The organism is Acidisoma sp. C75, from assembly GCF_054665095.1.
Genome location: NZ_BAAFHD010000007.1, coordinates 1 through 19,576, shown reverse-complemented (window position 1 = coordinate 19,576; position 19,576 = coordinate 1). Strand labels below are relative to the sequence as shown.

Sequence of the window (19,576 nt, the reverse complement as noted above, 5' to 3'; positions counted from 1 at the left end):
CTCTTTGCTGCGCCCTTGGGAGTTATGAGCGAGATTCTTCAAAACCTTACGCGGCTTCGTGGCACGATCGCCGGGTTGGAGCGCGGCAGCAGCCAGAAAGCGCCGGGCGCTGTCCTGCCCTTCGGCCTCGGCATAGTGGATCGCCACCTGCCGGGCGGGGGGCTGAGGCTCGGCGGCTTGCACGAACTGGCCGATCAGGGCGCCGGCCAGCCCTATGGCAGCGCCGCCGCGCTGATGGTGGCGGGCATTCTGGCGCGGCTACCCGGCCCGGTTCTGTGGATCAGCGAGCGGGAGGATCTCTTTCCCCCCGGCCTTGCCGCCGCCGGCCTGCATCCCGATCGGGTTCTGCATGTGCGCGCGCCGCGGGCGGTGCCGCTGGTGATGGAAGAGGGGCTGCGCCATGGCGGTGCCGCCGGCATCGTGGGCGAGGTCGGAACATGGCTGCGCCCCACCGCCGCCCGGCGCCTGCAACTGGCGGCGGAAACCGCAGGCTTCCCCGCCTTCACCCTCTGCCGGCCGCCGGGGCCGGCGGCCCGGCCTGACGCGGCCCGGCCGCATGCTGCACCGCCGATCCCCGCGCTCACGCGGTGGCGCATCACCCGCCTTCCCTCAGGCCCGCCTGTGGCGGCAGTGCCGGAGATCGCGGGCCTCGCCCCCGCGCTCTGGCAGGTCGATCTCATCCGCTGCCGGGGGGCGGAGGCTGCATCCTGGATTGTGGAGGCTTGCGATGAGACGGGTCATCTCCGTCTTCCTGCCGCTCTGGCCGACCGAGCGGTGGCGCCGGCAGCAGGCGGCGGCCGGCGTCTGCTTGCCTGAGGGGGCGCCGCTCGTCACCCGCCTGCATGATGGCCGACGGCTGGCCGTGGGGGCGGCCGATGCGGCCGCGCGCGCGCTCGGCATCCGCCCCGGCCAGCCGCTCGCCGAAGCGCAGGCGATGCATCCGGGCCTTTGCGTCGTCGATGCCGAACCGGCGGCCGATGCCACGGGCTTGCGGGATCTCGCCCTCTGGTGCCGGCGCTACGCCCCGCTCACGGCGGCCGATCCGCCGGACGGGGTGCGGATCGACAGTTCCGGCGCCGATCATCTGCTGGGCGGGGAGGCCGCCCTGCTGGCCGATCTCCGCACACGCCTCGCGGCGGCAGGCATCACCAGCCGGCTGGCGATTGCCGATACGCCGGGGGCGGCCTGGGCGCTCGCCCGCTACCATCCTGGCGCGGCGGAGGGGCTGCTCTGCCCGCCGGGTGGGGTGGCGGTGGCGCTCGCCCCCCTGCCGGTTGCCGCCTTGCGCATTCCGGGCGAGACCGCGCGGCTGCTCACCCTGCTCGGCCTCGTCAGCATCGGCGATCTCATGGCCTTGCCCCGCGCGGCGCTCGCCCAGCGCTTCGGGGCGGCGCTGCTGCGCCAGATCGACGCTGCCCAAGGCACGCTCTTCGAACCGCTGGAGCCGCTGCCGCCCGCGAGCCTCCTCCGCCAGCGCCTCGCCTTCACGGAACCTTTGATGACGGCGCCAGCCCTGGAGCGGGCCATCACCCGCCTTGCCCGCGCGGTTTCGGAGGCGCTGGCCCGGCGCGGGGAGGGGGCGCGGCGGCTCGATCTCGTCTGCGAACGGGTGGATCACGGCCTGCAGGTCATCGCCCTCGGCACCGCCCGCCCGGTGCAGGAGGCACAGGCCCTCGCACGGCTTCTCACCCAAAGGATCGAGACGATCGAGCCCGGCCACGGGGTGGAGGCGATGACGCTCTGGGTGCCGCTCGCCGAGCGGATGGCGGCCGAGCAGATGGCCGCCGCGCTGGGCGAGCCGCGGCCCCTGGCGCGGGAACTCGCGGCCCTCGCCCCGTTGATCGACCGGCTGGCCGCGCGCTTCGGCGCCGATTGCGTCTATCGCCTCACCCCGGTCGCGAGCGCGGTGCCGGAACGCGCCGTGCGGCGGACCGATCCGCTCGCCCCGCCGGGGGGTGAAACCTGGCCCGCGCATCTGCCGCGGCCAGTGCGCCTTCTCAGCCCGCCGCAGCCGGTCCAGGCGCTCGCCATGCTGCCCGACCAGCCGCCCGCCGCCTTCACCTGGGGGCGGGTGCGCCACCGCATCCGCCGGGCGGACGGGCCCGAGCGGATCTTCGGCGAGTGGTGGCGCCGCCCCGGTGAGGAACAGGCCGTGCGGGATTATTGGGCAGTGGAGGATGAAGCCGGCGATCGCTTCTGGCTCTACCGCAGCGGTGACGGCGAAAGGCCGGAGACGGGCAATCTCGCCTGGTTCCTGCACGGGGTGTTCTGAGCGCGCCCTTCGTTGCGCGATCAGAGCACCTCATGCCGGAAAGGCAACCTTACCCGCCTGGCTTATGCTTATGCCAGTTGGTGCTTATGCCAACTGGCCGTTTTCCGGCCCGAAGCGGTTATCCCCCCGCGTGCCGCGCGTGCAGAACCAGACGAAGACGATGATCCAACCCACCAGAGGCACGAGGTTCAGCAGCTGCCACCAGCCGGAACGATCGATATCATGCAGCCGCCGCGCGCCCACGGCGATCGTCGGCAGAAGGAGGGCGAGCGAGACGAGATCGCCCAGGATTCCGATCGCGTGTTCATGCAGCGCGGCCGCCACCACCGAGAAGGCCACATCCACCAGGATGGTGAAGAGCGCGAACCACCAGTATTCGGCCCGCGGCGCGCGGCCCTGGAAATCGGCATATTTGCGCAAGCATATCGTAATCGCGCTGCCGAAGGTGCGCGGAATACCGTCGCCCGGCCCTGCCGCGCCGAAGCTGCCCTGCGGCGCCCCGCAATGCGGGCAGGCGAGGGCAGTGACATGCAGCCGCTGGCCGCAGCCACGGCAGAAGACCATGTTCGGATTGTCGCTCATCCCGGAGACGCCCTTTCTTCAATTATATTTGCGTGAAAAACGCTCGTCCGACATGGTGAGGTAGATCACCCCTTCGATCAGCCCGATCAGCGCGGGGATGAAGGTCCAGCAGAAGAGCAGGTAGAGAACGCCGAGCCCGGGCTGCTCGAGGTAGAATTTATGCACCCCGATGCCGCCCAGCAGCAGCGCCAGAATCCCCGCGGTTGACTTGTCCTTCTGGCCGCGCGGCCGGCCGGCCATGGCGGCCGCCTGCGGCGCCCCGCAATGCGGGCAGAATGGTGCTGTCCGATGGATCGGCTTGCCGCAGCCGCGGCAGAACACCTGATCGGTCAGGATCGCCTGCCCGGCGGTGGCCGATGCCGAAAGCGGGGCCGAAAGCGGGGCGAGGCTGCGGCCGGCCGCCACCCCGTCGCCCGCTGACCCGGCCGCGCTCGCCGCCAGCCGAGGCTGCGCCGCGCCGCAATGCGGGCAATCCCGCGCGGTGAGATGGATCACCCGGCCACAGGCGAAACAGAATTTCTCGTCCGCGGCGCGCCCCAGGGCCATTCTCTCGCCACTCTCGCCATCGCCTGCTTCGGCCATCCCCCGCTCCTCCGTCGATCGATCAGACATGGCTGAGCGCGCCCGCACTACCGGCAAGGCCAGGACCGGGCCCGCCCAGAACCAAGGCCGCAACCGCCCCGAGCAAGCGCCCCAGCAACCACACGAGCCAGGCCCAGAGGCTCAGAACCTCATGCTCGAAGAACCCGAGGAGAAAGACCAGGAAAGCAAAATTGGCGAAAGCGAGGCAGATCGCCCCGAGCACGAGGCCGAGTTCGCGGCGGTTGAGCGATCCACCGGCGATCAGCCCGAGATTGACGAGGTCGAGCAGCAGCCCGATGAGGGTCGAGGGAGGAAAGGGTGTGGCCGAGAGCAGCAGGCCGAGCAGCACCGCGCGATCCCGCCCGGCGACAGAGCGCGCCAGCCGCTGCACGGCTTTGGTGACTTCGATCTCCAAGGCGCTTTTATACGGCATGCGGAATGAGCGGTCGCCCGATGGCAGAGGGGTGTCGATCCCGGCATCGACCCGGCGGTGCCCGCCCCAAAGCACCCCCGCCGGCGCGATGCCCGGAACCTCACCATCGCGTGAGCCGAGCTTGGATCATTTTGTATCCGGTCGCAAGCGGCGCAGGTCGGGCGCGGCCGCTATCCGCCGAAGGCCGCGAGCCGCGTGCCGCGGCCGAGCCGGCGATGCAGCCGCATCCCCAAGGTGGCGCCACGCACCGCCATGAAGAAGAGGAAGGCAGCCCATAGCCCGGCATTGCCGAAGCGCGGCATCAGCACCGCCCAGGCGGCCAGGAAGAGCAGCACGGAGACCAGCATCATATCCCGCATATCGCGTGACCAGGTGGCCCCGATGAAGATCCCGTCGAGCGTGAAGGCCGCGGCGGCGACGAGCGGCACCAGCGCGGCCGCGGCGAGGCTTGCTTGCGCCGCCGCCCGCACTGCCGGCGCCTCTGTCATCAGCGCGATGAAATCCGGGCCGAGGATCCGGTAGAGCAGGGTGATGCCGCCGCCGCAAACGAGGCTCGCGAGCAGGGTGAGCCGCACGGCGCGCAGAAACCCCGGCCGGCTTCCCGCGCCGATCATGCGGCCGGCGAACTGCTCGGCGGCGGCGGCGAAACCATCGAGACAATTGGCCGAGAGCGCGAAGAACTGCATATGGACCGCGTTGGCCGCGACGACGACGGCCCCGAGGCTCGCCCCCTGGCGGGTGAAGAAGGCGAAGCTGAAGAGCAGGGAGAGCGTGCGGATCAGCGTATCGCGGTTGAGCACGCCCATATGCCGCCAGCCCGCGCCATCGCGGAGCGCGGGCGCGCAGCCCTGCCAGGCGCGCCCGCCCCCGGCGCGTGACAGCAGGACGAGGCCGAGCAGGCAGGCGGCCGTTTCCCCGGCAACCGCGGCCCAGGCCACGCCCTGCACGCCCCAGTGGAGGCCGAGCACGGTCCAGATCGAGAGGAGGATGTTCGTCCCGTTCAGCACGAGTTGCAGAACGAGCCCGGTGGCCGCGCGGCTGCGGCCGAGGAAGGCGCCGAGAATGGCGTAATTGGCGAGCGCCATCGGCGCGGAGAGGCAGCGGATCAGCACGTAATCCCGCGCCACCCGCAGGATCGGGCCATGCGCGCCGAGCAGCGGCAGGCCGAAGCGCGCTTCCGGGCCGCGCAGCGCGAGGATGACGAGCCCGAGGCCGAAGCCCAGCACCAGGGCGCGTTGGCAGACCGCGTGCGCCTCCGCCTCCCGCCCCTGGCCGAGCGCGATCGCGGTCAGCCCGAGGGTGGTGCTGCGGAGGAAGCTCAGGCTGACCAGCAAAACGTCGAAAAAGATGGCGGCGATGGCGACGCCGGCCGCCAGCACCGCATCGGCCAGCCGGCCGATCGCGGCGGTGGCGACAGCGCCGACCAGGGCGGTGCTGAGATAGGCCAGCATCATCGGCAGGGCGATCTTGAGGATGGCGCCGAAGCTGACTTCCCTCTCCAGGCGGGCTTGGCCTTCAGCTGGCATGCGGGTCTCTCCGGCTGCTCCGCCGCGCCTGCGCCGCGGTATAGCGCCGCGCGAGCCGTGGCATCGTCAACCCCTGGACGATGATGGTGAAGACAACGACGGCGTAGCAGACCGGCAGAAGATGCGCGCGCGGCGCGCCGGCCGGCAGGCTGAGCGCGAGGGCGACCGAGATGCCGCCGCGCAAGCCCCCCCAGGTGAGCACCGCGAGCGCATCGGCATCGAGAATGGCATGCAGGCGCAGGACGAGCGCCGGCAGCAGGATGCTGACGAAACGGGCGAGAAGGGCGAGGGCGATGCCGATGCCGCCGGCCAGGAGATCGAACACAGTGACGGGGACGGAGACGAATTCGAGCCCGATCAGCAGGAAAAGCAGCGTGTTGAGCAATTCGTCGATCATCGACCAGAAGGTCGTCACATGCTGCTGGGCGATCGCGCTCAGCGCATCCTGGCCGCTCTCGCTGCCCATGGCGAGGCCGGCGAGGACGACCGCGATCGGGCCGGAGAGGCCGAGGGCGCTTGCCAGGCTGTAGGTGCCGGTGGCGAGGGCGAGCGAGAGGATGAGTTCGAGGTTGTAATCATCCACCCCGCGCATGAGGCGGAGCGCCACCCAGCCGGTGGCGAGGCCGAGCAGCGCGCCGCCGCAAGCCTCTGTCAGGAAGGCGGCGGCCACGCCCGTCGGGCTCAGCGCATGCCCGCTCGCCGTGGCGATCCCGAGAAAGACGGTAAAAACGACGACGCCGACGCCATCGTTGAACAGCGCCTCGCCCGCGAAGATGGCGCGAAAGCCCGCCGGCAGGCCGAGCCGCTTGAGCAGCCCGACGACCGAGACGGGATCGGTCGGCGCCAGGATCGCGCCGAGCACGAGGCACCAGATGAGTGCCACGGGGCGGCCGAGGGCGGCGAAGACGCCGTAGATGCCGAGGCCGAAAACCCCGACCGCGATGAGCACGCCGAGGGTGGCGAGCGCCAGCACCGTCCATTTCCGCCGCAGCAACTCGGCGATATCCACATGCATGCTGCCGGCGAAGAGCAGGAAGGCGAGCGCGCCGTTCATCAGCGTCGCCGGCAGGTCGATCGTATGCAGGAGCGAGAGTGCCAGCGCGCGGAAATCGACCGCCGTCACCAAGGGGTCGATCGCGATCGCGATGATCGAGACGGCGAGAGCGATGATCAGCACCCCAGTCGAGGCATGCACCCGCAACAGCCGGTAGTTGACGATACCGAAGACGGCGGAAAGCGTCAGCAGGATGGCGATGAAGCCGAGCCCGCTCACGCCGCCGAGGCCGCCTGGCCGTCGGTTCCTTGCGCCGTCAACGCCCGGTCGGCGACCGCTTCGAGATGATCGCGCATCGCGGAAAGCGCGCCCGCCCGGTCCCCGCTCTCCAGCCGGTCGAGCAGCGCGCGATGATCCTGCACCCCGCAATGGCCGGAATGGCGCGCCCGCTGGCCGGAAAGCAGCAGCGAGCAGCGGGAGACGAGTTCGGCGACGTAGCGGGCGAGCAGCGGGCTGCCGGCCGCTTCCGCCAGGCGGACGTGGAATTCCCCCGATAGCCGGACGGAGGCGGCATGCCCGGCCTCGCCATCGGCAAGCGCGCGCTCCTCCTCGGCGACATGGGCGCGGAGCGCGGCGAGCATCGCGGGGGCAAGCCGGCGCTTGGTCAGCCGTGCCAGCACCAGCAATTCGATGCTCTGCCGCAGATCGAGGATATCGGCCGCCTCATCCTCGCTCGGCCGCGCCACGCGGGCGGCGAGGTTGTTGGGGCGGACCACGAGGCCCTCGGCGATGAGCCGGGCGAGGGCGGCGCGCACCACGGTGCGGCTGACGCCGAAGCGGCTGGCGATATCGCCCTCCGGCAGGCGGGTGCCAGCGAGCAGGGCATGCTCGATGATTTCCAGCCGAAGGGCTGCATAGACACGGTCGGGGCTGTCTCCGGCGCGGCGCGGCTGGGCCGGGCCGGTCTTCGCCGGCCGCGCCTGAGCCGGCGGCGCCTGAGCCGGCGGCGGCTCGATCGGGGGGGAGGGTATCATCTCGCTCATCGGCAGGGAGGCTAATGAAACTCACCGGGCTTGGCCATGCCGCCCGCGCCTCAAATCTCTGGCCGGGGGGCGGGCACCCCCGCCCACACTCATGGGTTGAAATTCTGCCGCAAGGCGCTTGACCCTCTGCAACCTCCGGTATAAATGGTTAACACATTACTAACGGTTCGCTTCTTGCGGGAGCGGGTTCATCTTTATCTCATCTCTGCCTTTCGACCGCCTTGCTGCGAAGGGATCTGCTTTGCCTGAGGCTTGAGCGCGCCTGCTCAAGCAGATCAGGCAGTCTTCGAAGCGGATCCGCGCGCGTTACTTGCGCCATGACTTCACAAGCATCGGTCGCGGCCTCGTCGCGCGCCCTCGCGCGGCAGGAAGGCCGAGGCACGCCTGCCCGCAAGCTCAGCGTACCGCTCACGGCAGGGCAGGCGGGCATCGATGACGATCATTTCCACTTCGGTTTCGCTCACGGATGGCGTCGTTTCCGGGGAAACGGTCGTCGCCGGCGGCACGCTGCTGCTCGGCAGCGGCGGCGAAGCCTTCGACACGCTGGTGCTGGAGGGCGGCAGGCTCATCGCCGGGGCCGGCGGCACCGATGTCGGCTCGATGCTCGGCGCGGGCGGTAGCGAGACGGTGGCGCTCGGCGGGCTCATCCTCGGCCAGACCGGCGGCTACGCGCCCGCCATCGCCGCAGCGGGCGGCGCAGGGAGCACCATCGCCGGCGGCACGCTCGTCAATGCCGGCAGCATCATCGGCGGGGCCGGCGGCATCGGCCTCGCCGCGGGCGGCGCGGGCGGCGCGGGCGTCTTTCTCGACGGCGGCACGCTCATCACCGGCGGCAGCATCAGCGGCGGCGCGGGCGGCGCCGGGCTTGCCGGCACCACCGGCGCGCAAGGGGCGGCGGTGCTCTTCGGCGCGGCGGCGGCAAGCCTGGTTCTGCTTCCCGGCGCGCGCTTCCAAGGCGCCGTCGCCGGCAATGGGCTCGGCAATGATGCGCTGCTCCTCGCCGCCGGCGCCGCCGATGGCGCGGGCATGCTGAGCGGCTTCGGCACCACCTTCACCGGCTTCGGCACCATCGCCGTGCAATCCGGCGCGACCTGGCTGGAGACCGACGATACCAGCTTCGCTGGCCTCCTCACCAATGCCGGACGGCTAAGCGCGGATGGGCTCGTGCTCTCCGGCATCGTCCAGAACGAGGGCACGCTCGCCGGCACCGGGCCGGGTGGCGTCGGGCTGCGCGCGGCGGGGGCGACGGTGAGCAATGCCGGGCTCATCACCGGCGGCAGCGGCGAGCGGAGCCTTATCCCTGGCGTGGCGGAAGGCGGCACCGGGGCGGCGATCAGCCTCGGCGTGGTCAGCAATAGCGGCACCATCGCGGGCGGCGCCGGCGGCTTCCTGGCGCAGGGCGGCTCCGCCGGCGGCGCGGCCGTGGCGCTCGCCGGCGGCACATTGACCACCTCCGGCCTCGTCACCGGCGGGGCGGGCGGCAGCGGCCTCTATTCCGGTGGCGCGGGGGGCGATGGGTTCGACGATAGAGGCGGCTGGCTCACCAATGCCGGCAGCATCGCCGGTGGTGCCGGCAGCTTCGGCCCCTCCATGGGCGGCCAAGGCGGCCAGGGTGGCCTGCTGGAAGCGGGCTTCGCCTTCAATAGCGGCACCATCGCGGGCGGCACCGGCGGCGCCGGCAATGGCGCGGGCGGGGCAGGGGGCAGCGGCGTTACGATCGACAGCGGCACCTTCATCAATAGCGGGGTCATCCTCGGCGGCACCGGCGGGGCGAGCCCGCTGCAGGGTGGCGCCGGCGGGGCGGGGGTGCTGCTTGCGGGCGGCACGCTCATCAATAGCGGCACCATCCTGGCTGGCCTCGGCGCCGGCGGCGGCCAGGCGGCCGGCAGCGAGGGGGCGGCGATCGCCTTCGCCACGGGCGGCACGGGGAGCAGTGGCGCCGCCGCCCTCATCCTCGATCCCGGCTCCAGCATCGCCGGCCGCGTGCAGGCCGACCCTACGGCGCAGGATGGGCTGGTGCTCGGCGCCGGCGGGGCGCCCGGGCAAAGCGGGGTGCTGAGCGGCCTTGGCACCCAGTTCACCGGCTTCGCGAGCCTCACCGTCGCCTCCGGCGCCTCCTGGGCGCTCTCCGGGCAGACGAGCTTTTCCGGCCTCGTGACGAATGATGGCAGCCTCGGCACCGATGGCCTGGTGCTGAGCGGCACGCTCATCAATCACGGCACCATCACCGGCATGGCGGGTGCCGCGCCGGGCGGCGCTGGGCTGGTGCTCAATGGCGCCTCCGCCCTCAATACCGGCCTCATCCAGGCCGGGGATGGCGCGGCGGGGGTGCTGATCCAAAGCGGCACGCTGGAAACAGCGGGGCTGATCACGGCGGGTGCGGGCGGGAAGGCGATCGCCTTCGGGCCCGGGCGCGGCACCCTCCTGGTCGATCCCGGTGCCGCTTTTTCCGGGGCGGTTGCGGCGACCCCGGATGCCGGGGACGTGCTGGTGCTGAATGGCGGCACCGGCACGTTCTCGGGCTTCGGCGGGGAGGTTACGGGCTTCGCCTCCCTCAGCTTCGCGCCCGGCGCTGCTTGGACCCTCGATGTCACCGCCAGCAGCGATACCGTGATCAGCGGTTTTTCCGGGGCGGACCGGATCGACCTGCAAGGCGCGGGGCTTGAAACCACGGCGACCCTCGATGGCGACCGGGTGACCTTTTCCGGCGGCACGGCGGCGCGCAGCCTCGTCTTCGACCCTGCCGCCGGCCTCACCGCGGCGAGCTTCGCCCTGGCGAGCGACGGGCATGGCGGCACGCTCCTCACGCTTGCGGCGCCGCCCGTCACCAGGATCACCCTGCCGGGCTCGTTCAACTCGGTCTCGGCGGCGGCGCCAGGCACGCCGACGCTCGGCGGCGCGCCCGCCGGCACGTCCACCGGCACGCCTCCAACCACGCCTTCTGGCACGGGGACGGAGGCAACGGCCGGGCGCGCGGCCGCACGCGCTGCCCTCACCGCCTCGGCCAGCGCCGCGCAGGCCGGGGGCCAGACGATCCTGGTGGATGGGACGAGCGGCACCGTCGCCCCCAGCAGCGGCCCCGCCACGATCCTGCTGCCGAATGCGGACCAATCCGCCATCGTTACCAGCACAGCCGGGGGCAATGCGGTGATGCTCGGCAATGGCGGCGATCAGGTGGCGCTCGGCGGCACGCTCAACACCGTCTCGCTCGGCAATGGCGATGACAGCGTCGCCGCCGGGCATGGCGGCGCCAACCTCTCCCTCGGTGACGGCAATGACAGCGTGACCCTCGCCGGCCGCGGCAATCACCTGGCCCTCGGCGCCGGGCAGGATCTGGTCTCGGCCGGGATCGATGACCGGATCGTGCTCGACGGCACGGCCCTCACCCTCTCCGGCGGCGAGGGGGCGAGGCTCTCCTTCATCGGCGGCATGGGCAAGGCCGCCAGCATCACCGATCTCTCGCGCGATATGACGGTCGCCTTCGGGCCGGGGAGCGGCAGCCTCACCTTGGCCGATGTCACCCAGGATGCGGGCTTCACGCTGCACTTCACCGGCGGCGTCGGCGGCTTCGCGCGCTATGCCGATGTGCTGCGCAACCTCTCCGCCGATGGCCATGGCGGCACCCTGCTGACGGTGCCGCAGGGTGGCGCCACGCCGGTGACGATCGATTTCCAGGGCGTCGCGCGCGCCGCCCTCAGCCCCGCGCTCTTCCAATTCGGCTGAAGCGGCGCTTCACTGCGGGGCGGAAGCCGCGGCCAGGTGCGCCGTGGCAGGCGCCGGGTTGAGGGGGAAAGCTGGGCGATGGATTGGCATCTCTATCTCGGCTTCCTGCTCGTCACCTTCATCCTCGGCTGCATTCCGGGGCCGAATGTCGCGCTGATCGTCGCGAACAGCATCGCCCATGGCCCGCGCTACGGGCTGATGACGGTCGCGGGGACGCTTTCCGCCCAGGTCATCCAGCTCGTCGCAGTCGGCCTCGGGCTGGCGGCGCTGCTGCATGGCCTCAGCGCCTGGTTCGCCGTCATCCGCTGGCTCGGCGTCGGCTATCTGCTCTACCTCGGCATCCGGCAATGGCGGGCGCCGCCGGTCGATCTCACCCGGGTGGCGGCGGGGCGGAAGGTGCCGCTCAGCGCCATGCTGCCGCGGGCCGCCGCCGTCTCGCTGACCAATCCCAAGGTGCTGCTCTTCCTCGGCGCGCTCTTCCCGCAATTCGTCTCCACCGCCCATCCGGTGCTGCCGCAGGTCGCGCTGCTGGCGGCGAGCTTCCTCGTCATCCTGGGGCTGATGGATGCCGGCTGGGCGCTACTTGCCGGGCAGTTGCGCAGCGTTCTCGGCCAGCGCGGGCGGCTGCGCAACCGGCTTTCGGGCGGCATGCTGATGGCGGCGGCATGCGGCCTCGCCCTCGTCCACCGGCGGTAGAGCGGCTGCGCTATATCAGCCTCTAACCGTTCAACGATCTCGCCCCCGTGCTCGATGACAACCCAACCCTCATCGCACTCTCCGTCGATCCGGGCAAAATACCTCATGCAGCAGCCTGGCTGAGTAGACCCTCAGGCCAATCGAATTTTCACCACTCCCGTGGATGCAATCCCCAAACGGGGGCCGGCTTGCTCGGCCGATCATGCGCAGTGAAACGGGGAATCGTGACGTTGGAACGCAGATACTTCCGGATCGTGTTCCGCGACAAACCCGTACGCTGCGCAATCTTGCGGATGGGAACCTGCCGCCGGAAATGCCACCGGCGCGTCACACTCGGAAGATCCATCTTTATCACTCCGAATGCCTCGACCGCTCGATCGGAGGAAAGGTCAGAAAACGGCGGTTCTCAGCAAAAATTTCCGGCCTTCTCGAACCAGTTATCACGAAAAATCAATAATTAAGATTTATTAACAGGCTTTTTGCTCGCGACTAAAGTTCTCGCGCTGTCGCAAGAAGAGGGTCTGATTGATGGCACTGGAGTCTACCGGTGAGCGGTTCATGCCAGGCATGGAGGGGGAAACCGCAATTGAACACTTGCATAGGTATCTGATCGCTCAGGAGCTGGCCCCGGGCCTCGATGTTCTGGATATTGCAAGTGGGGAAGGATACGGCTCCGCACTGCTTGGCAAATGCGCAAAATCGGTCATCGGTGTTGATATTTCCATCGATGCGGTCAATCATGCCAATAGCGCCTACGCAAATGATACCGTTCGTTATATGGTCGGAAATTGTCTCGACATTCCCCTTCCCGGTAACTCTGTAGATCTCATCGTTAGCTTCGAGACCTTGGAGCATGTTGAAGATCATGATCGCCTTCTCTCAGAATATAAAAGGGTTCTTCGAGCGAATGGTCGCTTACTGATATCCAGCCCGGACCGCTACCTGTATTCCGTTTCGACAGGATATCAGAACCCTTTCCACAAAAAGGAACTGTACGACTATGAATTCCGCTCTTTGATCGAAAAATACTTCAATTTTTCAGTCTTTGGCGGCCAAAGAAACATGTTTGGATCAACGATTGGATTCGAGGACGCTAGTAGTTCAAACGTTTCTTTCTTGAGAGAACAGAGCCGGATTATCAAAACGAACGGAACGCCAAAGCCAATGTATCTTCTGGCGCTGGCGTCCGACAAAGAGCTTCCACCCTCAGTGAGTGGTGTTCTCATCGAACCAGTTACGTCTAGCGATGCGTTCCGCTCGATTGGTCAAGACGTATTAAACAAAGATCACGAAATAAAAGAACTGCGAGACAGCTGCGGCAACCTTGTCGGAAAATTAGACCACGCAGAAGAAGAGCTCAGATTACTTGGTAAAAAAGAACAGCATCAGTCGCACGAGCTGTCTAAATTGCGGGCACTTAATCTGCACCTTGAACAAGATTTGTCCAATAAAAGAGTGGAGAATGAAGGCCTCGAAGTTCGCCTAGACCGAGAGAAACTGGCGCGACTCCGGCTCGCGCGAGAAGCAGTGCTCTCTGCCAAGCAGCGCCACTCTGCGGGCGAGACGGCCGCTTTGGATGCGGTCGTGGCGAAACTGAGCAGTATAGAGGCTGCTCATGCCCAAGGTGTCGAAGATCAAGAGAATAGGCTGCGGGCATTGTCGGAGCAGTATGAGATAGCCTTGGGGGAAGTCGCGCGCCTTGCACAAATCGAGCAAAGCTTGACTTGGCGGGTGACGAAGCCGGTTCGGACGGTTCTGAGTAAGAGCCCTGCCAGCCGCCGCGCAATTCGCGCAGTGGCAAGGCGGATACGATCCGTTATGCGCGGCACCCGGACAGTGCCTCGCTCGACGCCGCCAAATGAATGCGACCAAAAGCACGAACAATTCGTCATTGAAAACGATGTTTCTGCTTCTCTTCAGCCGCCTTCGGCACGCCAGTCTTACGAGGACCGAGTTCTCCAAAGGCTGCGAGCAGCCTTTGATGTTGATTACTACAGTCGGCAAGTGGAAACTATGGGCGGGTTCGCTACAGAGGATGAGGCGCTGTCTCATTTTCTAGATTTTGGTTGGAAGATGGGACTTGATCCTTCTCCCTTGTTTTCAACCTCATATTATCTTCAAATGCATGCCGATATCAGGAACTCGGATGAAAATCCGTTTGTCCATTGGGTGATGCACGGAAGAGAAGAGCTTCGCCGGTCCATTCCATTCCAGCGGCGTGTGCGGCAGGGCTTTGGTGCGCCCTTGGTCAGCGCAATCGTCCCGAACTACAATCACGCGGCGTTTCTAAAAAAGAGGCTGGATTCCATTCTTTCGCAGACCTACCAAAAAATTGAGATCATTGTTTTGGACGACTGCTCTACGGACGGAAGTGTCGAGATCATCGCGCAATACGTATCAAAACATACCGACAAAATCCGGTTCATATCGAATGCAAAAAATTCCGGGAACGTCTTCGCGCAGTGGCGGAAAGGGCTTTCAGCCGCAAGAGGCGATCTTTTTTGGATATGCGAGAGTGACGACTTTGCAGAGTTGGACTTTCTCGAAAAGCTGGTTCCGACATTTGCAGATGAAAGCGTGATGTTGTCCTTCGGCAAAATCCAGCTGTGTGACGTTGAAGGAACTCCCGACTTTTGGCTAGACGGCTATCGTGAGAGGGCCCAGTCAGGAATCTGGAACGCGGAGCAGATTAAACCTGCAGCCTGGTGGTTTAAGAACGGATTTTCCAGAGCAAACGTGATCCCGAACGTTGGCGGCTGCCTGATTCGTTCTCAAGCGATCAGCGACAACACGTGGGCAAGCGCCGAACAGTATAAAATCCTCGGCGACTGGTTTCTATATAGTGAGTTGAGTCATGGCGGCAAAATTGCCTACTCACCAGATGCCGTATCCTATTTCCGGCAACACGGCAATAACACCTCTGTTAAGAGCTTCCATACGAAGCATTACTATCAGGAGCACGAATCGCTTTTACGTCACATTGCCCAAAAGTGGGGCGTCAGCGACTCAGTCCTCTTCGACTTTTCTGTCAATCTGAAGGAAGTATTCGATAACTCGCGTGCGGAGCGTGAAATCGGACCATTTGAATCAGTATATCGCAAGGAATCGCTGGAACGAACAAAAAGATCGCAGAGACACGTCCTTTTCTGCGTGCTGGGATTCCATCTTGGTGGAGGAGAGCTATTCCCAATCTTGCTAGCAAATGAGCTTATCAAGCAGGGAATCATGGTGTCCTTCGTTGTTTTTCACGGAGAGGTCCGAGATGAAAATATTCGACGGCAGCTCGACTCCAGGATCCCTGTTTATGATTTTGAGGACATAGAAGAATATGGGATCTGGGATTTTGTCGTTGATGCCGAGGTTGATCTGATTCATTCGCACTTCTGTAGGTATGAAGAGCGGTTTTTCGCCGAAGCCTCAAGTCGGGCCATCGTGCCGTATATAGTGACGCTACACGGTTCATATGAATGCATTGAATATCCAGCGGATCTCCTGCAGCGGATAAAGGAACAGGTTACGCAATGGATTTATCTCGCACCTAAAAACTTGGCGCATCTTCGCGATCCTGATGGATCGCTTCCACAGGGAGATCTCACCTTTATTGGCAACGGTATGCCCTTGGATAGCCGGCCCTTTCCGTTCGACCGCGCGTCGCTCGGCATTGAGGCCGACGCCCTTGTTGCTGCATTTGCCAGCAGAGCAATTCCGCAGAAAGGATGGGACCAGGCGATTCAAGCGTGTCTTCGGGCAGGGAAGTCTCTCGAGCGGGCCGTCCACATAATTCTGTGTGGGACGGGTCCAGAGTTCGAGCGCCTTAGCGCATATTACTCGGACCACGAGCGAGTGCATTTGATGGGTTATCAGGATTGCATCCACGGCCTCTACCGCTTGGCTGACTGCATAATATTTCCCTCGCGATTCGCGGGGGAGTCGTTTCCTTTAACACTTGTTCAGGCGCTTCAAACGGGCACCCCTGCGATAGCTACCGAGATTGGGTTCGTTCGCTCCATGATGACGGGAGGTTCTGACCGGGACGAGGATCTAGCTGGCGTGCTGGTCCCTCCGCTTTCCGACGATGAAGGCTTCGTGGACAGCCTCGCAGAAGCTCTGATCTCATCTGCCGAACCTCAAAAAATTGAGTTCCTTAGCCGGAAAGCGGCCGCCCTTAGACATTCGTTTGACATGGATGCTGTCGCAGCCAAATATATATCGTGTTATCGTAGATTTTGCTGATTGCGCAGTAGGGTGACGGCCATCTCGATGTTGGCCGTCGCTCGATGTTTGATCCCAGGGTTTGATGGTGCCAGGGACGTGGATCGGCGTCATGTAAACGGGCGGTGACGATCCGCAAATACATCGCCGCCGCGCGGCCGCCACCACGATCAGATCCAGCAAATGCCGGGACTGAACATCTACCCCCGCCAGGCGCAGAGGCGGGCGGCACCGAAAACCCGGTCGAGCAGCAGCGGCGCGGGGGTAGGCGGCGGCTCCCCGGCGCCGACCTCCGCCAGGATCAGCGCCTGCGGCGCGATCCAGCCGGCCTTGCCGAGGGCCGAGAGCGCGGCCGGCACCAGATCCTTGCCATAGGGCGGATCGAGCAAGACAAGCGTCGCCGCGCCTGCGCTCCCTGCGGCAGGCTGCGGCGGCCGCCGCGCATCGGCCGCCACCACGCGCGCCGCGCCCTCGGCCTTGCAGGCCGCGATATTGGCGCGCAGCGCGGCGAGGGCGGCGCGGTCCTGCTCGATGAAGACCGCCATCGCCGCCCCGCGCGAGAGGGCTTCGAGGCCGAGCGCGCCGGTTCCCGCGAATACATCCAGCACCACCGCCCCCGGCACCGCGCCGGCCGCCCAGGGGCTATGCATCAGCATGTCGAAAAGCGCCTGCCGCGCCCGGTCCGCGGTCGGCCGTGTCGCTTCCCCCGCCGGCGCGAGGAGCCGCCGCCCGCGCCAGCGGCCGCCGATGATCCTCAACCCCCGCCCCTCACGCCCGCTCGGGGCCGCCCGTCCGCCGGCCGGGCTTGCGGGCGCCCGCCTTCAGCCCGGCCGCGGCAACGGCCGCCGCCGTCTCGCCCGCCTTCGGCAGCTGGTCCCGCAGGATCTTGCCCGTCACCTCCTCCGCCGCGCCCTTCGGCAGCACGCCGAGCTGGAAGGGGCCATAGGCGATGCGGATGAGGCGCGAGGTCTGCAGCCCGAGATGCGCCATCACCCGGCGGATCTCCCGGTTCCGCCCTTCCCGCAGGCTGACGGTGAGCCAGGCATTATCGCCCTTGCGGCTATCGACCCCGGCCTCGATCGGGCCGTAGCGCTCGCCTTCCACCGTCACCCCTTGGGCGAGGGAGGCGAGCGCCTTCTCGTCCACATAGCCGTTCACCCGCACCCGGTAGCGGCGCACCCAGCCGGTTTCCGGCCGTTCGAGCAGGCGCGCCAGGCCGCCGTCATTGGTCAGCAGAAGCAGCCCCTCGCTATTGAGATCGAGCCGCCCGACCGAGATGAGGCGCGGCAGGCCGGGGGGCAGCTTCTCGAACACCGTCGGCCGGCCTTCCGGGTCCTTATGCGTCGTCACCAGGCCGGCGGGCTTGTGGTAGCGGAAGAGGCGGCTGCGCGCCGGGGCATCGACGACGCGGCCATCCACCTGCACCACATCGCCCTCGGCCACGAAGCTCGCCGGATGGTCGAGCACGCGGCCGTTGAGCTTGACGCGCCCTTCCGCGATCATCCGCTCGATATCCCGCCGGCTGGCGACCCCGGCGCGCGCCGCCCATTTGGCGATGCGCTCGCCCCGGGCGTCGTTCTCCATCTCGCCGCTCATCGGCAGGCCTCCACGAAAGCCGCGAGGATGCGGGCATCCGCCGGATCGGTATGGAACTCGGGATGCCATTGCACGCCAAGGCAGAAGCGATAGCGCGGATCCTCGATCCCCTCGATCACCCCATCGGGGGCGACCGCGTTGACGACGACGCCCGGCCCCGCATCCCGCACCGCCTGGTGGTGGGAGGTATTGACCAGCATTTCACCCCCACCCGCGATCCGCGCGAGCAGGCTGCCCGGGGTGAGCGCCACCGGGTGCCCCGGCTCGTCGTGCCGGGTCTTCTGCTCATGCGCCAGGGCCTCGGGGATGCTGTCCGGAATATGCTGGATGAGCGTGCCGCCGAGGGCGACCGCCATCAACTGCTCCCCCCCGCAAATGCCGAGCACCGGCATATCCCGCTCGAGCGCGCCGCGCAGCAGCGCCATCTCGGCCGCCGTCCGCCCGGATTTGAGCGAGACGGTTTCGTGCCGCTCGGCCGCGCCATAGATCGCCGGGTCGATATCGAAGGCGCCGCCCGTCACCACCAGCCCGGCGATGCGATCGAGCCAGTCTTCCGCCAGGGCTGGATCATGCGGCAGTGCCACCGGCAGGCCGCCGGCCTCGGCCACCGCCGCGAGGTAGTTCTGCCGGATCGCGTACCATGGGTAGCGGGACCAGCCGCCCGGCTGCTCGCTATCGAGCGTGATGCCGATGAGCGGGCGGCTCACGCGCTGAATTCCCCGAGCATGATCTCGATCTTGCGGAAGGCGAGGGAGACTTCCCGATCCTTCGGCACCAGGGCGGCGATGCGGGCCCCGGCTTCGTGGCTGGGCGCGATGAGGCCGCGGAGGGTGACGAGATAGGGGGTGAGCGCGGCGCGGTCGGGCAGTTCGCCGCGGTCTCCCGCCTCGTCCATGGCGACGATGAGGTCGCTGAAGCTGCGCAGCCATGCGAAGCGCGGATCCTGCATCACCGCGGTGAGCAGCTTGTAGGGGTTGCCGTCCAGCCCGCTCGCGCGGGCTTCCGCCTGGATCAGGGCACGGTGCAGATCCATCACCGCATGCGAGAGCGGGCGCTGCAGGGTGCTGGGCGTGGGTTTTTCGGGTCGCTTTGCCATTCCCTGCTGATGGCATGAGATCGCCCCCAAGGTCCACTGGACTGAGCAAGCGTCTGGCGGCAAGAAGTCGCATGACCTCGATGATGGAGATCGCGCTCGCCGAAGCGCGCGCCGCCGCCGCGCGGGGGGAGGTGCCGGTGGGCGCCGTGGTGCTCGATGCCCAGGGCCTCGTGCTGGCGGCGGGCGGCAACGAGACGGAGGCTGCCTGCGATGCCTCCGCCCATGCCGAGATGCTGGCGCTGCGCGCCGCGGCGCGGGTTCGGGGATCGCCCCGGCTCGCCGATTGCACGCTCGTCGTGACGCTCGAACCCTGCCCGATGTGCGCGGCGGCGATCAGCGCCTTTCGCATCCGCCGGCTCGTCTTCGGCGCCTATGATCCGAAGGGTGGCGGGGTGGAGCATGGCGCGCGCATCTTCGCGGCCTCCTCCTGCCACCACGCGCCGGAGGTGATCGGCGGGGTGCGGGAGCGGGAATGCGCGGCGCTCCTGCGGGACTTCTTCCAGGCCAGACGGTGAGGGGGTGTTGCTGACCTCTTCGGAGAGGCTGTCCTCGAACGATGTCCGAACGACGGCTTGGCAAGCCGCACGCCGTATTGGGTGATACGCTGGGGGTGTCTCTACTGGGCTGAGAGCGGAGTGGCCGCTTTCCATGCCAGGTTTCGAGGAAGCGGACGTAGTCGTGAGAGAAGCGACCGGCGGCTATCGACACCATTTCGGGACGTTTACGGCCACATAGTTACGGCAGTGTCAGGAATTCCGTGTATGGGCGGCGGTTGAACATCAGGCCGCCATGGCCCTTACGAAGCGATCGCCGAAGATGAC

Annotated in this window: 16 protein-coding genes and 1 pseudogene; 6 read left to right on the top strand and 11 right to left on the bottom strand. The window is 67.1% G+C overall.

Translation table 11 applies throughout. The features are described from left to right. Window positions 1-24 precede the first annotated feature (24 nt). Window positions 25-816: an ImuA family protein gene (locus tag ACYQ7X_RS10545; RefSeq protein ID WP_459696979.1), complete on the top strand. Its 792-nt coding sequence runs from the start codon at window positions 25-27 to the stop codon at window positions 814-816. Next, window positions 728-2,272, top strand: a complete 1,545-nt coding sequence (locus ACYQ7X_RS10540) for a Y-family DNA polymerase (protein ID WP_459696978.1) — start codon at window positions 728-730, stop codon at window positions 2,270-2,272. The genes ACYQ7X_RS10545 and ACYQ7X_RS10540 overlap by 89 nt, the downstream gene beginning before the upstream one ends. An 84-nt stretch (window positions 2,273-2,356) precedes the next feature. On the opposite strand, the gene ACYQ7X_RS10535 is transcribed toward ACYQ7X_RS10540, so the two are convergent. The 6 genes from ACYQ7X_RS10535 to ACYQ7X_RS10510 form a co-directional block, all read right to left on the bottom strand. After that, window positions 2,357-2,854: a DUF805 domain-containing protein gene (locus ACYQ7X_RS10535; protein ID WP_459696977.1), complete on the bottom strand. Its 498-nt coding sequence runs from the start codon at window positions 2,852-2,854 to the stop codon at window positions 2,357-2,359. Window positions 2,855-2,872: 18 nt separating this feature from the next. After that, a complete protein-coding gene (locus ACYQ7X_RS10530; RefSeq protein ID WP_459696976.1) occupies window positions 2,873-3,436 on the bottom strand; it encodes an NINE protein in 564 nt (187 codons plus the stop codon). A 22-nt stretch (window positions 3,437-3,458) separates the two neighbouring features. Then, window positions 3,459-3,869 (bottom strand): hypothetical protein, encoded by a 411-nt coding sequence (locus ACYQ7X_RS10525; RefSeq protein ID WP_459696975.1) that lies wholly within the window; start codon window positions 3,867-3,869, stop codon window positions 3,459-3,461. 170 nt (window positions 3,870-4,039) lie between these two features. Beyond that, a complete protein-coding gene (locus tag ACYQ7X_RS10520) occupies window positions 4,040-5,395 on the bottom strand; it encodes an MATE family efflux transporter (protein WP_459696974.1) in 1,356 nt (451 codons plus the stop codon). Further along, window positions 5,385-6,668 carry a cation:proton antiporter gene (locus ACYQ7X_RS10515; protein ID WP_459696973.1) on the bottom strand — a complete coding sequence of 428 codons (1,284 nt, stop codon included), beginning with the start codon at window positions 6,666-6,668 and terminating at the stop codon, window positions 5,385-5,387. The genes ACYQ7X_RS10520 and ACYQ7X_RS10515 overlap by 11 nt, the downstream gene beginning before the upstream one ends. Next, a complete protein-coding gene (locus ACYQ7X_RS10510) occupies window positions 6,665-7,423 on the bottom strand; it encodes a GntR family transcriptional regulator (protein ID WP_459696972.1) in 759 nt (252 codons plus the stop codon). The genes ACYQ7X_RS10515 and ACYQ7X_RS10510 overlap by 4 nt, the downstream gene beginning before the upstream one ends. A gap of 441 nt (window positions 7,424-7,864) precedes the next feature. On the opposite strand from ACYQ7X_RS10510, the gene ACYQ7X_RS10505 reads away from it, so the two are divergent. Both ACYQ7X_RS10505 and ACYQ7X_RS10500 read left to right on the top strand, forming a co-directional pair. Then, on the top strand, window positions 7,865-11,155 hold the full coding sequence (locus ACYQ7X_RS10505; RefSeq protein WP_459696971.1) for a beta strand repeat-containing protein: 3,291 nt from the start codon (window positions 7,865-7,867) through the stop codon (window positions 11,153-11,155). A gap of 78 nt (window positions 11,156-11,233) precedes the next feature. Beyond that, window positions 11,234-11,851 (top strand): LysE family translocator, encoded by a 618-nt coding sequence (locus ACYQ7X_RS10500; RefSeq protein WP_459696970.1) that lies wholly within the window; start codon window positions 11,234-11,236, stop codon window positions 11,849-11,851. Window positions 11,852-12,038: 187 nt separating this feature from the next. Here the strand turns inward: ACYQ7X_RS10500 and ACYQ7X_RS10495 are convergent. Next, window positions 12,039-12,197 (bottom strand): annotated as a pseudogene (locus ACYQ7X_RS10495) (IS21 family transposase); the annotation flags it as partial. 182 nt (window positions 12,198-12,379) lie between these two features. Here ACYQ7X_RS10495 and ACYQ7X_RS10490 point away from each other — a divergent pair. Continuing rightward, window positions 12,380-16,084: a glycosyltransferase gene (locus ACYQ7X_RS10490; protein ID WP_459696969.1), complete on the top strand. Its 3,705-nt coding sequence runs from the start codon at window positions 12,380-12,382 to the stop codon at window positions 16,082-16,084. A 179-nt stretch (window positions 16,085-16,263) separates the two neighbouring features. Here the strand turns inward: ACYQ7X_RS10490 and rsmD are convergent, their stop codons facing one another. The 4 genes from rsmD to ACYQ7X_RS10470 are packed head-to-tail and all read right to left on the bottom strand — an operon-like array spanning window position 16,264 to window position 18,755. Then, on the bottom strand, window positions 16,264-16,821 hold the full coding sequence (rsmD, locus tag ACYQ7X_RS10485) for a 16S rRNA (guanine(966)-N(2))-methyltransferase RsmD (protein ID WP_459696968.1): 558 nt from the start codon (window positions 16,819-16,821) through the stop codon (window positions 16,264-16,266). A 10-nt stretch (window positions 16,822-16,831) separates the two neighbouring features. Beyond that, window positions 16,832-17,647, bottom strand: coding sequence for a pseudouridine synthase (locus ACYQ7X_RS10480; protein WP_459697178.1), 816 nt, complete (start codon window positions 17,645-17,647; stop codon window positions 16,832-16,834). 8 nt (window positions 17,648-17,655) lie between these two features. Then, entirely contained in the window at window positions 17,656-18,366 is a 711-nt protein-coding gene (locus ACYQ7X_RS10475; RefSeq protein ID WP_459696967.1) for a gamma-glutamyl-gamma-aminobutyrate hydrolase family protein, read from the bottom strand. Next, window positions 18,363-18,755 carry a hypothetical protein gene (locus ACYQ7X_RS10470; protein WP_459696966.1) on the bottom strand — a complete coding sequence of 131 codons (393 nt, stop codon included), beginning with the start codon at window positions 18,753-18,755 and terminating at the stop codon, window positions 18,363-18,365. Before ACYQ7X_RS10470 ends, ACYQ7X_RS10475 begins: the two co-directional genes overlap by 4 nt. 83 nt (window positions 18,756-18,838) lie before the next feature. Here ACYQ7X_RS10470 and ACYQ7X_RS10465 point away from each other — a divergent pair, with 83 nt between their 5' ends. Next, window positions 18,839-19,270, top strand: coding sequence for a nucleoside deaminase (locus tag ACYQ7X_RS10465; protein ID WP_459697177.1), 432 nt, complete (start codon window positions 18,839-18,841; stop codon window positions 19,268-19,270). Window positions 19,271-19,576: the final 306 nt, after the last annotated feature.

Excerpts from the sequence above, each read along its gene's own strand:
- ACYQ7X_RS10500 (WP_459696970.1), top strand. The coding sequence starts at position 11,234 with ATGGATTGGCATCTCTATCTCGGCTTCCTGCTCGTCACCTTCATCCTC.
- ACYQ7X_RS10510 (WP_459696972.1), bottom strand. The coding sequence starts at position 7,423 with ATGATACCCTCCCCCCCGATCGAGCCGCCGCCGGCTCAGGCGCCGCCG.
- ACYQ7X_RS10530 (WP_459696976.1), bottom strand. The coding sequence starts at position 3,436 with ATGGCCGAAGCAGGCGATGGCGAGAGTGGCGAGAGAATGGCCCTGGGG.
- ACYQ7X_RS10470 (WP_459696966.1), bottom strand. The coding sequence starts at position 18,755 with ATGGCAAAGCGACCCGAAAAACCCACGCCCAGCACCCTGCAGCGCCCG.
- ACYQ7X_RS10490 (WP_459696969.1), top strand. The coding sequence starts at position 12,380 with ATGGCACTGGAGTCTACCGGTGAGCGGTTCATGCCAGGCATGGAGGGG.
- ACYQ7X_RS10465 (WP_459697177.1), top strand. The coding sequence starts at position 18,839 with ATGGAGATCGCGCTCGCCGAAGCGCGCGCCGCCGCCGCGCGGGGGGAG.
- ACYQ7X_RS10525 (WP_459696975.1), bottom strand. The coding sequence starts at position 3,869 with ATGCCGTATAAAAGCGCCTTGGAGATCGAAGTCACCAAAGCCGTGCAG.
- ACYQ7X_RS10480 (WP_459697178.1), bottom strand. The coding sequence starts at position 17,647 with ATGGAGAACGACGCCCGGGGCGAGCGCATCGCCAAATGGGCGGCGCGC.
- ACYQ7X_RS10545 (WP_459696979.1), top strand. The coding sequence starts at position 25 with ATGAGCGAGATTCTTCAAAACCTTACGCGGCTTCGTGGCACGATCGCC.
- ACYQ7X_RS10535 (WP_459696977.1), bottom strand. The coding sequence starts at position 2,854 with ATGAGCGACAATCCGAACATGGTCTTCTGCCGTGGCTGCGGCCAGCGG.
- ACYQ7X_RS10520 (WP_459696974.1), bottom strand. The coding sequence starts at position 5,395 with ATGCCAGCTGAAGGCCAAGCCCGCCTGGAGAGGGAAGTCAGCTTCGGC.
- ACYQ7X_RS10540 (WP_459696978.1), top strand. The coding sequence starts at position 728 with ATGAGACGGGTCATCTCCGTCTTCCTGCCGCTCTGGCCGACCGAGCGG.
- ACYQ7X_RS10505 (WP_459696971.1), top strand. The coding sequence starts at position 7,865 with ATGACGATCATTTCCACTTCGGTTTCGCTCACGGATGGCGTCGTTTCC.